Annotated in this window: 16 protein-coding genes and 1 tRNA gene; 13 read left to right on the forward strand and 4 right to left on the reverse strand. The window is 66.4% G+C overall.

The window, feature by feature from the left end; translation table 11 throughout:
• Together OJF58_RS08810 and OJF58_RS08815 are read right to left on the reverse strand one after the other, a co-directional pair.
• Complete coding sequence (locus OJF58_RS08810) at positions 1–264, reverse strand: hypothetical protein (protein ID WP_300783582.1); 264 nt, start codon at positions 262–264, stop codon at positions 1–3.
• Positions 257–649 carry a RidA family protein gene (locus tag OJF58_RS08815; RefSeq protein WP_300783583.1) on the reverse strand — a complete coding sequence of 131 codons (393 nt, stop codon included), beginning with the start codon at positions 647–649 and terminating at the stop codon, positions 257–259. The genes OJF58_RS08810 and OJF58_RS08815 overlap by 8 nt, the downstream gene beginning before the upstream one ends.
• Before the next feature lie 98 nt (positions 650–747).
• Between OJF58_RS08815 and OJF58_RS08820 the strand changes: the two genes are divergently transcribed.
• The 3 genes from OJF58_RS08820 to OJF58_RS08830 all read left to right on the forward strand — a co-directional run bounded on the left by OJF58_RS08820 (position 748) and on the right by OJF58_RS08830 (position 2,244).
• Positions 748–823: transfer RNA gene (locus OJF58_RS08820), tRNA-Ala, on the forward strand.
• Between the two features lie 93 nt (positions 824–916).
• Entirely contained in the window at positions 917–1,576 is a 660-nt protein-coding gene (locus OJF58_RS08825; RefSeq protein WP_300783585.1) for a hypothetical protein, read from the forward strand.
• Between the two features lie 5 nt (positions 1,577–1,581).
• Positions 1,582–2,244: a hypothetical protein gene (locus tag OJF58_RS08830; protein WP_300783586.1), complete on the forward strand. Its 663-nt coding sequence runs from the start codon at positions 1,582–1,584 to the stop codon at positions 2,242–2,244.
• 123 nt (positions 2,245–2,367) lie between these two features.
• Here OJF58_RS08830 and OJF58_RS08835 read toward each other — a convergent pair whose 3' ends face one another.
• A complete protein-coding gene (locus OJF58_RS08835) occupies positions 2,368–3,435 on the reverse strand; it encodes a ferritin-like domain-containing protein (RefSeq protein ID WP_300783588.1) in 1,068 nt (355 codons plus the stop codon).
• Between the two features lie 148 nt (positions 3,436–3,583).
• On the opposite strand from OJF58_RS08835, the gene OJF58_RS08840 reads away from it, so the two are divergent.
• The 8 genes from OJF58_RS08840 to murJ all read left to right on the forward strand — a co-directional run bounded on the left by OJF58_RS08840 (position 3,584) and on the right by murJ (position 10,698).
• Positions 3,584–4,606 carry a ferredoxin--NADP reductase gene (locus OJF58_RS08840; protein ID WP_300783589.1) on the forward strand — a complete coding sequence of 341 codons (1,023 nt, stop codon included), beginning with the start codon at positions 3,584–3,586 and terminating at the stop codon, positions 4,604–4,606.
• A 282-nt stretch (positions 4,607–4,888) separates the two neighbouring features.
• Positions 4,889–5,221: a DUF962 domain-containing protein gene (locus OJF58_RS08845; protein ID WP_300783590.1), complete on the forward strand. Its 333-nt coding sequence runs from the start codon at positions 4,889–4,891 to the stop codon at positions 5,219–5,221.
• A gap of 130 nt (positions 5,222–5,351) precedes the next feature.
• The gene (gene trxA, locus OJF58_RS08850) at positions 5,352–6,284 is read left to right on the forward strand and encodes a thioredoxin (protein WP_300783591.1); all 933 of its coding nucleotides are present in this window, start codon (positions 5,352–5,354) and stop codon (positions 6,282–6,284) included.
• A 22-nt stretch (positions 6,285–6,306) separates the two neighbouring features.
• The gene (locus tag OJF58_RS08855) at positions 6,307–7,035 is read left to right on the forward strand and encodes an LON peptidase substrate-binding domain-containing protein (RefSeq protein ID WP_300783592.1); all 729 of its coding nucleotides are present in this window, start codon (positions 6,307–6,309) and stop codon (positions 7,033–7,035) included.
• Between the two features lie 22 nt (positions 7,036–7,057).
• The gene (locus tag OJF58_RS08860; protein WP_300783593.1) at positions 7,058–7,270 is read left to right on the forward strand and encodes a Trm112 family protein; all 213 of its coding nucleotides are present in this window, start codon (positions 7,058–7,060) and stop codon (positions 7,268–7,270) included.
• Positions 7,267–7,686: a DUF971 domain-containing protein gene (locus tag OJF58_RS08865; protein ID WP_300783594.1), complete on the forward strand. Its 420-nt coding sequence runs from the start codon at positions 7,267–7,269 to the stop codon at positions 7,684–7,686. Before OJF58_RS08860 ends, OJF58_RS08865 begins: the two co-directional genes overlap by 4 nt.
• 6 nt (positions 7,687–7,692) lie before the next feature.
• Entirely contained in the window at positions 7,693–8,946 is a 1,254-nt protein-coding gene (locus OJF58_RS08870) for a flavin-dependent oxidoreductase (protein ID WP_300783596.1), read from the forward strand.
• A 168-nt stretch (positions 8,947–9,114) separates the two neighbouring features.
• The gene (murJ, locus tag OJF58_RS08875) at positions 9,115–10,698 is read left to right on the forward strand and encodes a murein biosynthesis integral membrane protein MurJ (RefSeq protein ID WP_300783597.1); all 1,584 of its coding nucleotides are present in this window, start codon (positions 9,115–9,117) and stop codon (positions 10,696–10,698) included.
• Here the strand turns inward: murJ and OJF58_RS08880 are convergent.
• Positions 10,670–11,716: a succinylglutamate desuccinylase/aspartoacylase family protein gene (locus OJF58_RS08880; protein ID WP_300783598.1), complete on the reverse strand. Its 1,047-nt coding sequence runs from the start codon at positions 11,714–11,716 to the stop codon at positions 10,670–10,672. The two genes, murJ and OJF58_RS08880, sit on opposite strands and share 29 nt — an antisense overlap.
• A 44-nt stretch (positions 11,717–11,760) precedes the next feature.
• On the opposite strand from OJF58_RS08880, the gene OJF58_RS08885 reads away from it, so the two are divergent.
• Positions 11,761–12,747 (forward strand): MBL fold metallo-hydrolase, encoded by a 987-nt coding sequence (locus tag OJF58_RS08885; protein WP_300783599.1) that lies wholly within the window; start codon positions 11,761–11,763, stop codon positions 12,745–12,747.
• Between the two features lie 50 nt (positions 12,748–12,797).
• Positions 12,798–13,616 (forward strand): alkaline phosphatase family protein, encoded by an 819-nt coding sequence (locus OJF58_RS08890; protein WP_300783619.1) that lies wholly within the window; start codon positions 12,798–12,800, stop codon positions 13,614–13,616.
• Positions 13,617–13,661: the final 45 nt, after the last annotated feature.

Here is a 13,661-nt window from a genome sequence, read left to right on the forward strand (position 1 = left end):
TCAGCCCGAGCCCCACCTCGCCTCGCCGTTCGGCCAGTCGCCGAAGGCCAGGATCGCCATGACGATGAACGAGCCGATCATCGGAATCAGGTGCAGGAGCGACCAGGCGCCCGCGAATCCGGCGCGCACGCAGATACGCCAGGTCGGGATGATCAGGAACAGGGCCATCAGCACGTGGCCGATCAACAGCATCAGCAGGACGACCGAGCTGATGCCCAGGAACCATGGGATTACATAGTGAAAGTAGTAGAAGATGTCAGGCAAGCGCCACGACCTCGATCTCGACCAGCACATCGCGCGGCAGACGCGCGACCTCGACGGTCGAGCGTGCCGGAGGATTGGGGCCAAAATATTCCGGCCGGCCGTAGACCTCGTTCATGGCGGCGAAGTCGTTCATGTTCTTGATGAAGACCGTGGTCTTGACGGCGCGGTCGAGGTCGCTGCCGGCGGCCTTGAGCACGGCGCGCAAATTCTCGAGCACGCGCTCGGTCTGCTCCGCGACGCCGCCCGGCACGATGTTGCCGGTCGCCGGATCGAGCGGGATCTGGCCTGCGCAATAGATCATGTCGCCGGCCACGATGGCCTGGGCGTAGGGGCCGAGCGCCTTGGGCGCCGCAGTGGTCTGGACCGGCTTCTTGTCGTTTGCCACAGATCGATACTCCAGTTGGACTCGCCGGAACGCTAGCATAGGGTCGTTTGCTTGACAGGTGGCCCGGCAGGCATTATCCGCGCGGTCTTCGGGAACGGGGGGCTGTAGCTCAGCTGGGAGAGCGCCTCGTTCGCAATGAGGAGGTCAGGGGTTCGATCCCCCTCAGCTCCACCAACCGCTTCCCGAGTCCGCTCCCTTCCGCAACGCAAAGGTCAACCCTGCCGTCGCGATGGCGAAGACAGCCGCGGCAGGGCACACTCGCCGGCGATGCGCCTCACCAAGCCTACCCCCGCGCAGCTCGGATTGACCGCCAAGGAAGGCCGGATCCTGCGGGCGCTCAGAACGCCGGCACACATCCAGAAATTCGTGATCGGGCTGCGGGCCAATTTCGAGCCGGGTGGCGACACACTGCGGTCGGTGCGCGGCGTGCTGCGGCATCGCGAGGCCCATTGCATCGAGGCGGCCTTCACCGCGGCCTGCGCCCTCTGGCTGCAGGGCGAGCCGCCGCTGGTCATGGACCTGACGGCCCAGGGCGATTCCGATCACGTCGTCGCCCTCTTCAAGCGCGATGGCTGCTGGGGCGCCATCTCCAAGAGCAACCACGTCTGGCTGCGCTGGCGCGACCCCGTCTATCGCAGCCTGCGCGAGCTCGCGATGTCCTATCTCCACGAATACACCAACGAGGCGCGCAAGACGCTGCGCACCTATTCGGTGGCGGTCGATCTGCGCCGCTTCGCGCCGGCCATGTGGGTGACCAACGAGGAGGATTGCTGGGAAGTCGGTGCGGCCGTGGACGATGTGCGGCACTATCGTCTGATCACGCGGGCGCAGGCGCGGCGTCTCGCGCCGCGCGACGCCATCGAGCTGCGCGCGGATGATCTCGTGCAGTACGAGAGCCGCGACCGCACGACCGCACGGAGGTATTGACCGGCATGGCCTGTCTCGTCCTTGCGCTTTTCCTCGCCCTGGTCGCCCTGGTCGCTCCGGTCGCCCATGCACAGATACCGCCGGAATGGCAGGCCGCTGCCCAGGTGGTGATCGGCAATTTCGAGCGCGGCATGCCGCAGGCGCAGAAGCCGTGGAGCGACGAGCTGCGAGAGGGATGGCGGCTCGCGCGCGCCTGGCGCCGGCACAACAACGGCAATGTCGAGATCATCCTTGCCGAATATCTCACCTTCACCCTGCTCTGCCGTGACGTCGGCTGCTCGGGCGACATTGTCGGCGGCAAGCCCTACACCGAGCTCGCCGGCGAGATGAAGGCGCTGCGCGCCCGGCAAGGCGATTCCTACGCGCTGGTGAAGGCTGTCCACGCCTGGCTCGCCGGTCTCGCCGACCCGACCGGCGCGGCGGCGAAGAACGCCGCGATGTGGAGCAAGGATCCCGACGCAGTGGCCGCCGATGTGGAGAAAGCCGACCTCTATGCGCTCTACTGGATCCTGGCGCGCGGGCGGCCGACATCCGCGGAGCAGGCGGCGACCTTCTCCCGCTTCGCGCTGCTCGTTCAGCAGAGGGGCCGGATCGGCGACCGGTGCCTCGACATCTCGCGCATCGCGACGGTCGTCGGCGCACCGCCCGAGATCGGAAGCTGCAAGTAGCTATTGCGTTGCCGTCGCCGAAACAAAGAACCCTCGCCGCGCTCGGGATGACACCGTCTTTGTTGATCCAAAGGACCGTGTCATCCCGAGCGTCAGCGAGGGATCCTTTTCTTTATGCGCCCATCACTCCGCGGCGATCGCCTCTTTGACGAACTTCTTGGCGTCGAAGTCCTCGGCGACCTTCATGTCGTTGCCGATCAGCTTGTCGACATCGATCTTGGCGTATTCCATCACGCCCATGTCGCCCAGCGCCTTCTGCACTTTCGGCCCGAACAGGCCGATCTCCTTGAGGATCGGCACGATGCGGGTGAACAGCCGCGAGCGGAACTGCTGCATCGCGCCCGACTCGTAGGCGTACTTCATCAGCTCGTCGACCGGCAGGCCGGAGCGCTGCCAGACCTCGGCCTGGTTGAAGCGATCGCGCATGAAGTAGAGCGCCTCGACGGTGAACTCCTCCCGCTCGGCCCGTTCGGCGTCGGAGAGATGCGGATAGTACTCGCGCAGCGCCATGCGGCCGAAGGTGACGTGGCGGGCCTCGTCCTGCATCACATAGGCGTTCACCGCGGCGGCGAGGTTGTTGCTGGCCTGGTCGCGGATGCGCTGGAAGGCGGCCAGCGCCAAGCCCTCGATCAGCACCTGCATGCCGAGATAGGTCATGTCCCAGCGCCGGTCTGTCAGCGTCTGCTCGAGCAGGTTCTTCAGCGAGTCGGTGATCGGGTAGGCCGACTTGAACTTCTCGTGGATCAGCCGCTTGTAGCTTTCGACATGGCGCGCCTCGTCCATGACCTGCGTGGCGGCATAGAACTTGGCATTGATGTCGGGCACCGTGTTCACGATCTTGGCGGTCGCGATCAGCGCCCCCTGCTCGCCATGCATGAACTGGCAGATCGTGTGGCACTGCAGGTTGAAGCGCAGCCAGTTGCGCTCCTTCTCGGTCATCTTCTCCCATATTGGGGAGCCGTAGATGGGGATGGATTCGTCGGCCAGGCCCATCGGGTTTTCCTCGAACAGCTCCTGGGACCAGTCGATGCGCTTGCTGGTGTCCCACTGCTGCTGCTTGCCCTTTTCGTAAAGGTTCAGCAGATCGGCCGAGCCGTCGTCATATTCCCAGTTGAAATGGATTTCGGTCGCACCGTCGAACTTCCAATCGGTAATCTCGACCGGGAGCTGATAAATCTTCTTGGTCGTCATAGGCCCTTGCCTCCTGAGCTTGAACCTTGTCCCATCCCACCGCCGGGCGTTCTAAAATGACGCTCTGTTCACTTTTCTTGGACGCTAGCACACTCCGTGTCGAGTGTCGCCAGGTAAAATCGCATCCTGACTGAGAGCAGTTTTATCAATGGCTTACCATCAATTGCGCATCGCCAAGATCGTCCAGGAGACTGCCGATGCGCGGTCGTTCGTCCTCGAAGTGCCGTCCGATCTGGCGGACAGGTTCAAGTACCGGGCCGGGCAGTTCCTGACCTTTCGCGTGCCGCACGACGAAGGCGCCTTCAATCGCTGCTATTCGCTGTCCAGCGCGCCCGAGACCGAGGGCCATCTCAAGGTCACCGTGAAACGCGTCGCCGGCGGCAAAGGCTCCAACTGGTTCAACGATGCGCTGCAGGAAGGCGGCACGCTCGAGGTCCTGCCGCCCGCGGGCCGTTTCGTGCTCGCCGACAGCGGCAAGCCGCTGCTGCTGTTCGGCGGCGGCAGCGGCATCACGCCCATGATGTCGCTGATCAAGAGCGCGTTGAAATCGGGCACGCGCCGCGTCCGCCTGTTCTACGCCAATCGCGACCGGCCTTCGATCATCTTCGCCGCCGAGCTGGTGGCGCTGCTGGGAGCCAACGCCGGGCGGCTGGAGGTCATCCACCACGTGGATGCCGAGCAAGGGCTCACCACAGCCGGGGAAATTGTCGATGCGCTCAAGGGTTTCGAGGACGCCGACGCCTATCTGTGCGGTCCCGGCCCGTTCATGACCCTGGTGGAGAGCACGCTGCTCGGTGCCGGCATGCCGCGCGAGCGCGTGCGCATCGAGCGGTTCGAGGCCTCGGGCAATGACGCGGTGCCGGTCGAGCCGCAGGAGGAAGGCGACGTGATCCCAAGCGAGATCACGCTCCATTTCGAGAACAAGGTCCACAAGATCCCCTACAAGAAGGGGCAGACCGTGCTCGAGGCCGCGCGCGCCGCCGGGCTCAATCCTCTTTCATCCTGCGAGGAGGGGTTCTGCGCCTCGTGCGCGGCCAAGCGCATCAAGGGCAAGATCGTGCTGGCGAAGAACGACATCTACACGGCCGACGATCTCGCCAACAACTGGATCCTCACCTGCCAGGCTCATTGCTTCGGGCAGGAGGTCGAGATCACCTACGACGTGGTGTGACACGGAGCCGGCGGCGTGGCGGTCCGCGTCCCAGGCCGTCCTGCTCGCCCTCGTTGCCGGCATCGCCGATACGCTCGTCGACTGGCTGGCGGGGAGCCAGGGAAAGCCCGTTCCGTCGCCGGTCCAGCGACCGTGGCTGCTGGCCTCGACCTGGATCGCCTATCTGGTCGGCGCGCTGGCGGGGGCATGGCTGGCGGCACTTCTGGTCTGGCCGCTCCTCGTGCCGGCAACCCTGATCGGGCTGCTGTTGCTCGTCCGGCCAAAGTGACGGACAATTTGTCCATGGCCTCGACCTTCCGGACTTATGCCGAGTTCTGGCCGTTCTATCTGCGCGAACATGCACGACCGGCAACACGTGCCGTCCACTATTTCGGCACGCTGGCGGCAATAGCGATCCTGGTGGCCGCCATCGCGACGAGACATTGGTGGTGGCTGATCGCCGTTCCCTTCTTCGGCTACGGTCCAGCCTGGGTCGGGCATTTCTTCATTGAGAAGAACAAGCCCGCGACCTTCCAGGCGCCGGTCTGGTCGCTCCTGAGCGACTTCAGGATGTGCGGTCTGTTCCTGACCGGCCGGCTCGGCCATGAATTGATGAAGCATCAAATTCGCCGTTGAACCCGCGGCGCCGACCGGGACAGCTCGCCAGGGGAGGCAGCCGGCTCGAACCGCCCCTTGCGTCGATGTGGGGCGGGGGCCACATTGCTGACCGAACACCAAAATACCGCTGCAAGCCGCAAGGAAACCCATGGAAACGATGCTGAAGGGCGCCGCGCCGCAGGCCGCCCCCGCCGATCTCGTCAAGGACAGCGATCAGACGAAGTTCGCCAAGGATGTGCTCGAAGCGTCCCGTACCGTGCCGGTGATTGTCGACTTCTGGGCGCCCTGGTGCGGTCCCTGCAAGCAGCTCCAGCCCACGATTGAAAAGGTGGTCAAGGAAGCCAAGGGCGCAGTGAAGCTGGTCAAGATAAACATCGACCAGAACCAGATGCTCGCCCAGCAGCTCCGTATCCAGTCGATCCCCGCGGTCTATGCCTTCTTCGCCGGCCGTCCTGTCGATGGCTTCATGGGCGCGGTGCCGGAAAGCCAGGTGAGGCAGTTCGTCGACCGGCTCGTCCAAGCGGCGGGCGGCGTGCCGGGCGAGGGCGGCGGCAACGAAATCGCCGAGCTGCTGGAGCATGCCAAGGCCGCGACGGCGCAGAGCGACTTCGAGCTCGCCGCGCGCATCTACAGCGAGGTGCTGGGCGTCGATCCGACCAATGTGGCGGCACTGGCCGGCATGGCGCGTTACCAGGTCCAGATCGGCGATCTCGAACAGGCCAAGGCGTTGCTGGAGCAAGTCCCCGCCAAGGACCGCGCCGGCGCGGAGGTTGCCGCCGTACAGGCGGCCATCGACCTCGCCGAGAAGGCGAAGGAAGCGGGCCCCATCGGCGACCTCAAGGCCAAAGCCTCGGCCGATCCGAAGGATTTCCAGGCCCGGCTCGATCTCGCCCTCGCCTATTGGGCCGGCGGACAGAAGCAGGAGGCAATCGACGAGCTGCTGGCGATGATCAAGCTCGACCGCAACTGGAACGAGGGCGCGGCGCGCCAGCAACTGCTGAAATTCTTCGAGGCCCTGGGCTTCACCGACCCGCTCGCGGTCGACGGCCGCAAGCGGCTGTCGTCGATCCTGTTCGCGTGAGCCGCGCGCGGCCGGTACCGGCATGACCGACCGCCCTTCCGACCGGATGCCGGGCCGCAGTCCGTTCGAGCCGAGCTTCGAGCAGCTTCCGGAGACGCTGCCCATCTTTCCGCTTTCGGGCGTCTTGCTGCTGCCCGGGGGCAAGCTGCCGCTCAACGTCTTCGAGCCGCGTTACCTGGCGATGGTCTTCGACTCTCTGGCCGGCCATCGCATGATCGGCATGGTCCAGCCCCTGCAGCCCGGCGGCTTCGCCGGCGACGGCCTGCCGACCGGCGACGGCAGCAGCCCCAAGGTCCATCGCGTCGGCTGCGCCGGACGCATCACGAGCTTCAGCGAGACCGAGGACGGCCGGCTTCTGCTGGCGCTGTCGGGTGTCTGCCGCTTCGAGATCGGCCGCGAGCTCGATCCTGCGCAGGGCGGCTACCGGCGCGTGTCTTCGCTGTTCGCACCCTACCGCGCCGACCTCGATCATGCCGACGAGCTCGTCAGTCTCGATCGCGAACGGCTGATGGCGGCGCTGGCCGCCTTCTTCCGCAATCGCAATCTCTCGACCGACTGGGATGCGGTGAAGCAGGCCGCCGACCGCAATCTGGTGACCTCGCTCTCGATGGTGCTGCCGTTCGGCCCTGTCGAGAAGCAGGCGCTTCTGGAGGCATCCGATACGACGGCGCGGGCCAAGCTTCTGGTCGCCTTCCTGGAGATGGGCGCCTTCGGCCAGCCCCCGGAAACCACGCCGCAGCGGGCCAACTGACGACGTGCTATAAACAGACACCATGACGGCTGAGAACCCGACCGGACCCCGCCGCAGCGGGGTCGACCCCAAGCTGCTGGAGATTCTGGTCTGCCCGGCGACGCAAGGCCCGCTGGAATACGACGCCGAGGCGGGCGAGCTGATCAGCCGCAAAGCAGGGCTTGCCTACCCGATCCGTGACGGGATTCCGATCATGCTGGTGAGCGAGGCGCGGCCTTTGAAGGATGGCGTATGAGCGTGACGGACCGCTTCCCGAAGTCGGCACCCGACGAAGGATCGTACGAGGCGAACACCACGCCTTGGCCCAACGAGCTGCGCGTCTTCAAGGCCGAGGGCAGAATCGAGGTCGATTTCTCCGACGGCAAGTCCTTTGTGCTGCCGGCCGAATACCTGCGGGTCGAGAGCCCGTCGGCCGAGGTGATGGGCCATGGCGGACCGGCCACCAAGAAGGTCGTGTCGGGCCGCCGGCACGTAAAGATCGTCACCGTCGAGCCTGTCGGCAACTATGCCATCCGCATCGTGTTCGACGACAAGCACGACACCGGCATCTATAGCTGGTCCTATCTGCACGAGCTTGGCGAGACCCAGACCGAGCGCTGGGCCGAATACCAGGCGGCGCTCCTCTACTACGGGCTGAGCCGGGATCCCTGAGCCCCCATGAAGGTCCTCATTGCGGGTGCCGGCATCGGAGGGCTGACAGCGGCGATGTGCCTGCATCGCGCCGGCTTCGATGTTCACGTGTTCGAGGCGGTGAGCGAGCTGAAGCCGCTCGGCGTCGGCATCAACATCCAGGCCGGCGCGGTGCGGATCCTGGCCGATCTCGGACTGGAACCGGCGCTGGCGGCATCCGGCATCGAGACCCGCGAGTTGCGCTACGCCAATCGTCACGGCCAGACGATCTGGGCCGATCCGCGCGGACGCCGTGCCGGCCTTCCGTGGCCGCAATTCTCGATCCATCGCGGCGAACTGCAGTTGATCCTGTTCGAGGCGGCCCGGAAGACGCTGGGGGACGACCGGATCCGGTTCGGCCGCCGCATCGGCGCCTTCGAGCAGAAGGACGACAAGGTCATCGCCCACTTCGTCGATCGCAACGGCAAGGCGGCCGAACGGACCGAGGGCGATATCCTGATCGGCGCCGACGGCATCCATTCGACCGTTCGCGCGCGCTTCTACCCCGACGAGGGACCGCCCAAGTGGCAGGGGATCCTGATGTGGCGCGGCGTCACCGTGGCCAAGCCCTTTCTCGGCGGCGCCACGATGGTCCAGGCGGGCCACCACACGCAGAAATTCGTCTGCTATCCGATCAGCCGCCGGCATGCCGAGCGCGGCGAATCGCTGATCAACTGGATCTGCGATCTGCATATGGGCGACAAGGCCCTGCTGCCGCGCGAGGACTGGAATCGGCCGGGTCGGCTCGAGGACTTCCTGCCGCGCTTCGAGGGCTGGAAGTTCGGCTGGCTCGACGTGCCGGCGGTCATCCGGGCCGCGCATGCGGTATACGAGTTCCCGATGGTCGATCGCGATCCGCTGCCGCGCTGGAGCCATGGCCGCGTGACGCTCCTCGGCGATGCGGCGCATCCGATGTATCCGATCGGCTCCAACGGCGCCTCGCAGGCGATCATCGACGGCGAGGCGATCGCGCAGGAGCTGGGCGTCGGCGACGATCCGGAGGAGGCGCTGAAGCGCTACGAGGCGCGCCGCCTGCCGCCGATGGCACGCATCGTCGAGAGCAACCGGCGCAAGGGCATCGACATCATGCTCGATATCGTCGAGCAGCGCGCCCCGCAGGGCTTCACCCGGCTGGAGACGGTGCTGCCGGCCGACGAGCTCGAGAAGATCGTCGCCGACTACAAGAAGCTCGCCGCCCAGGACCGCGAGACCCTGTTGAAGCTTGCGGCCGCGCGAGCTTAAGCGAAGCGACAAGAAACCGGCCCCTGTCCGGGACCAGCGTGGCAGCGGTTTGGACCGACCATCACATCGTCGGCCGCCACCGGAAGGAACGATGACAGCGAACGATGACGGTATTGTGGCAGTGATTCTCATCGGAGCGCGCCACTCCCACTGGAGCGGCGCGCTCCGATGAGCCTCGGCCGCTCCATCACGACCGTCGGCGGCTTCACGCTCTTGAGCCGGATCCTGGGCTTCGTTCGCGATATCGTGCTGTCGGCGGTCCTGGGATCGGGCCCCGTGGCCGATGCCTTCATCGTCGCTTTCAAGCTGCCCAATCTCTTCCGCCGCCTGTTTGCCGAAGGTGCCTTCTCGGCCGCCTTCGTCCCGCTCTTCGCGCGCGAACTGCAGGGCCACGGGCGCGACGCCGCGCTCGCCTTCGCCCGCCAGGCCCATGCCTGCCTGCTGCTGATCCTGATCCCGTTCGCGGCGCTCCTGGTTCTCGCCATGCCGGTTGTGATCTCGCTGCTCGCGCCGGGCCTGTCCGACGATCGCGCGACCTTCGATCTCGCCGTCCAGTTCAGCCGCATCACCTTCCCCTACCTGATCTTCATCTCGCTGGCCTCGCTTTATGGCGGCGTGCTGAACAGCATCGACCGCTTCGCCGAGGTCGCCGTGACACCGGTGCTGCTCAACATCGCCCTGATCGGCGCCGTCCTTGGCCTGACGCCGTTCCTGCCCAACAGCGGCTATGCCGCCTCGATCGGCGTCGCGCTCGCGGGCCTGCTGCAGTGGCTGTGGCTGCTGCTTTCCTGTCGCCGCGACGGCGTCGGCATGAAGCTCGTGCGACCGCGCTACACCGAGCGCGTCGCCCATCTGGTGAAGCTCGCGACTCCCGTGGCGATCGGTGGCGGCGCGCAACAGATCAGCGTCATGCTCGACGTGATCTGGGCTTCGCTGCTGCCGACAGGCTCGATCTCGGCGCTCTACTATGCCGACCGCATCGCCCAGCTCCCCCTCGGCGTGGTCGGCATCGCCATCGGCACCGCGCTGCTGCCGCTGCTCGCCCGACAACTGCGGGCCGGCCAGGCCGAGGCGGCCATGGCGAACCAGAACCGCGCCATCGAGTTCGGCCTGCTGTTCAGCCTGCCCTCGGCGCTGGCGCTCTGGCTGCTGGCCGAGCCGATGATCCGCGTCCTGTTCGAGCATGGCCGCTTCGGGCCAGCCGATACGATGCGCGCCTCCGGCGCGCTCGCCGCCTTCGCCCTCGGTCTGCCGCCGTTCGTGCTGGTGAAGGCGCTCACGCCCGGCTTCTTCGCGCGCGAGGATACGCGCACGCCGCTCCATATCGCGATCGCCTGCATCGTCGCCAACGTCGCCATGAATGCGGCCTTCATCTACGGCACGTCGCTTGCCCAGGTCGGCATCGCCCTCGCCTCGTCGCTCTCCGGCTGGCTCAATGCCGCCCTGCTGGCCGCCGTCCTGTTGCGCCGCCACCAGTGGGTGCCGGACAAGCGGCTGGTCTCGCGCTTCATCCGCGCCCTGATCGCCACCGCAGGCATGGGCGTGGTCCTTTGCGGCGTGCTGATCGCCCTGGAGCGACCGCTGTCGCACCCCGACCTCGAGGGCGTGGCTGCGCTCGTCGGCCTTTGCGTCGCCGGCGCGCTCGCCTACGCAGGCCTCGCCATCGCGCTCGGTGTGCTGAGGCTCGCCGACCTGCGTTTCCTGCGCCGCCCGCCGAGCGGCGCTACGCCGCCGCCAGCCGGCCCAGCCTGACGACGGTCACGCCGGGACGCAGCGGCCGATTGGACGATGGCATCACCAGCACGCAGTCGTCGTATGGCGTCGTGACGGGCTCGTCGTCGTCGTGGCCCAGAACCGTGCCGGCCTTGGCGATCACCTCCTGGCCCTTGAAAGGACGCACCGGCACGTAATTGCCGCGCTTGGTGGCAATGGCGTGCGTCACCTCGACGACACGCTGGCCAGGCGGCGAGGGCTGCTTCCAGCCGGCCGGCAGATCGCCGGCGTCCACCACGCCCGTCTCGGCGAGGAACCGCGCCGTCACGTCCTTGGCGACGACGACCGAAGAGGCGCGCCAGTGCTGGCCCGTCTCGATCAGCAGGGCGTTTCTGGGGCTCTTCGGATCGCCGAACGCGCCGTAGTCGCGCATGCGCATGCCGGCGGCATGACCGGCGTCACGAATGATGTCGACCGGGGCACCGATGCGCCGGGCGAGGGCCACGCCCTTGTCAAGCGGACCCGCCAGCATCAGCGGCACGCCGTTATCGTGCATGGAATGCAGGTCAAGCAGGAAATCGGCCCGCTCGACGAACGGCTTCACCACCTGCGCCCGCCTTGTCTCCACCGTGGTGGCTGGCTGGTCGAGCCGACCCCAGGTGCGGTTGAAGTCCTCGTCGATCATCCGCGACTTGAAGGGCGCGCGTGCATCGAAGCTGAGATAAGCTTCGATATTGTTGAAGGCGAAGATCAGCGTGCCCTTGCGCGGCCGCAGGCCGTTCCCGAGCAGGGCATCGACCACGACCGCACCCGACACCTCGTTGCCGTGCGTCAATGCCGCGACCATCACGGTCGGCCCCGGCTTGCCGCTCTCGAACACATGAACATAGGGAGCGGCACCCCTCTCCCACCGGCGCAGGTCGGGGAAAGCGAATTCGATGGGCGGGTTTTGCGACATGCCGTTACCAAGCACATGAAGGCCGCCCGGCGCAACCGTCGCAGCCCGGCCGCCTTGGCAGTGCGCCTCCGCCCTCGCCGGCACCATATTGGCAGCCATCGCTCTCCCCATGTCATCGATCCTGTGTCAGAATCGTCGCTACGATGACCGATCTAGCCGTCGTCGACTCCGTCGATATCCAGATCCTGGTCGACAACGTCACCGACTCGCTGTCGTCGGCGCCGGCTTTCGTCGAAAGCGAGTTTGCCGGCCTTGGCCGACGGCGCGGTGCCGCCTGGGTGCTCGGCGGGGCCTGCCTCTGCTGCGCCGCGCATGGCCTCTCCTGTCTTCTGACGGTGCGCAGCGGCGACGCGGCCCGTATGATCTTGTTCGATTCGGGCCCCGAGGACCGCACCTTCGAGCAGAACGTGTCGCGGCTCGGGGTCGACCTTGGCCCGGTCGAGGCCATGGTGCTGAGCCACGGCCACTGGGATCATGCCGGCGCCATGTTGCGCGCGCTGCAACTCGTGCGCGACCGCAACGGCGGACGCGACATCGCCTGTCATATGCATCCCGACATGTTCAGGAGCCGCGCCGCCAAGCTGACGGATGGCTCCTTCCGACCGATGGAAGATGTGCCGTCCATCGCTGCCCTCGAAGCGATGGGCGGCCATGTGGTCCTGTCCCGTGTGGCACAGACGATTGTCGGCGACACGGTGTTCGTGAGTGGCGAGATCCCGCGCGTCAGCGGCTTCGAGCCAGGTCTGCCCGGCCAGCACCGGCGCACCGAGGACGGCAAAGGGTGGGAGCCGGATGAACTCCTGCTGGACGAGCGTTTCGTCGCCGTGAATGTCCGCGGCAAGGGACTGGTCGTGCTCACCGCCTGCAGCCACGCCGGCGTGATCAATGTCCTGACGCACGCGCGGGCGAGCTTCCCCGGAGTGAACCTGCATGCCGTGCTGGGCGGCCTGCATTTGAGCGGCATCAACGAGCGCATCATTCCGCAAACGGTGAAGGCGCTCCGCGGTTTCGACCTCGACGTCATCGCGGCCGGCCACTGCACCGGCTGGCGCGCCATGACGGCTCTCTGCAACGAGTTCGGCGACGGCAAGCTCACACCGCTTGCAGTGGGCAAGACGCTGCGCTTCTGAACGCGGACACTCTGCCTCGATATCGTCCATTTGTTGGTGGCTGATTCGGGATGCGCTATTTCCTGGCAAGCTGGCTGGTTGGCCTGGCAGCGTTGGCGGTGGCCGGAGCGGTCCTGCTGTCGCCCCGCTCGCTCGCACATAGCCGCTCGCCGGCAGTGCCTACGCTCGACCACATCGTCGTCGCCATCCTGGAGAATCACAGCTTCCCGCAGATCATGGACGACGGGTCGGCGCCGTTCATCCGGGAGCTGGCCGGCCGCGGTGCCTTGTTCACCCGAAGCTTCGCCCTCCTGCATCCCAGTCAACCGAACTACTTCGCGCTGTTCAGCGGCTCGACCCACAATGTCAGCGACGACGGTGATCACACGCTGAACGGTCCAACCCTCGCCGATCTCCTGCGGCAGCGCGGCAAGGCCTTCATCGGCTACATCGAGGACGGATCGCCGCGAAAGCACAATCCATGGGAATCGTTCCCCGACGGTCGGTCGATGGAGCGCCGCCTGAGCGATTTCCCGGCCGATTTCGAGAGGCTGCCGGCGGTGAGCTTCGTCATTCCCAACCAGCAGCACGACATGCACGACGGCTCGGTCGAGCGGGGCGACCGGTGGCTGCGCGAGCACCTCGGTGCCTATGCCGACTGGTGCCGCGATCACAACAGCCTGCTGGTCGTGACGTTCGACGAAGACGACGACGGGGCCAGGAACCGGATTCCCACGATCTTCGTCGGCAGCGGCATCGTGCCCGGCCGCTACGACCGGCGGATCGACCACTACAGCGTGCTGCGAACGATCCTGGCGGTCTATGACCTGCCGCCGCTCGCCCAGACTGCCTTTGCCTCGCCGATCACCGACATCTGGCACCGGAAGTAGCGAGTTGGAGCGGCTGCCGCCTTGATTCCGGCGGCGAAGTGAGCG

This window comes from Enhydrobacter sp. (assembly GCF_030246845.1).
Classification (GTDB): domain Bacteria; phylum Pseudomonadota; class Alphaproteobacteria; order Reyranellales; family Reyranellaceae; genus Reyranella.

What these genes read in the sequence shown, in the direction of transcription:
- OJF58_RS08825 (WP_300783585.1), top strand. Translation starts at nt 917, where the DNA reads ATGCGCCTCACCAAGCCTACCCCCGCGCAGCTCGGATTGACCGCCAAG.
- OJF58_RS08830 (WP_300783586.1), top strand. Translation starts at nt 1,582, where the DNA reads ATGGCCTGTCTCGTCCTTGCGCTTTTCCTCGCCCTGGTCGCCCTGGTC.
- OJF58_RS08835 (WP_300783588.1), bottom strand. Translation starts at nt 3,435, where the DNA reads ATGACGACCAAGAAGATTTATCAGCTCCCGGTCGAGATTACCGATTGG.
- OJF58_RS08840 (WP_300783589.1), top strand. Translation starts at nt 3,584, where the DNA reads ATGGCTTACCATCAATTGCGCATCGCCAAGATCGTCCAGGAGACTGCC.
- OJF58_RS08845 (WP_300783590.1), top strand. Translation starts at nt 4,889, where the DNA reads ATGGCCTCGACCTTCCGGACTTATGCCGAGTTCTGGCCGTTCTATCTG.
- trxA (WP_300783591.1), top strand. Translation starts at nt 5,352, where the DNA reads ATGGAAACGATGCTGAAGGGCGCCGCGCCGCAGGCCGCCCCCGCCGAT.
- OJF58_RS08855 (WP_300783592.1), top strand. Translation starts at nt 6,307, where the DNA reads ATGACCGACCGCCCTTCCGACCGGATGCCGGGCCGCAGTCCGTTCGAG.
- OJF58_RS08860 (WP_300783593.1), top strand. Translation starts at nt 7,058, where the DNA reads ATGACGGCTGAGAACCCGACCGGACCCCGCCGCAGCGGGGTCGACCCC.
- OJF58_RS08865 (WP_300783594.1), top strand. Translation starts at nt 7,267, where the DNA reads ATGAGCGTGACGGACCGCTTCCCGAAGTCGGCACCCGACGAAGGATCG.
- OJF58_RS08870 (WP_300783596.1), top strand. Translation starts at nt 7,693, where the DNA reads ATGAAGGTCCTCATTGCGGGTGCCGGCATCGGAGGGCTGACAGCGGCG.
- murJ (WP_300783597.1), top strand. Translation starts at nt 9,115, where the DNA reads ATGAGCCTCGGCCGCTCCATCACGACCGTCGGCGGCTTCACGCTCTTG.
- OJF58_RS08880 (WP_300783598.1), bottom strand. Translation starts at nt 11,716, where the DNA reads ATGGCTGCCAATATGGTGCCGGCGAGGGCGGAGGCGCACTGCCAAGGC.
- OJF58_RS08885 (WP_300783599.1), top strand. Translation starts at nt 11,761, where the DNA reads ATGACCGATCTAGCCGTCGTCGACTCCGTCGATATCCAGATCCTGGTC.
- OJF58_RS08890 (WP_300783619.1), top strand. Translation starts at nt 12,798, where the DNA reads ATGCGCTATTTCCTGGCAAGCTGGCTGGTTGGCCTGGCAGCGTTGGCG.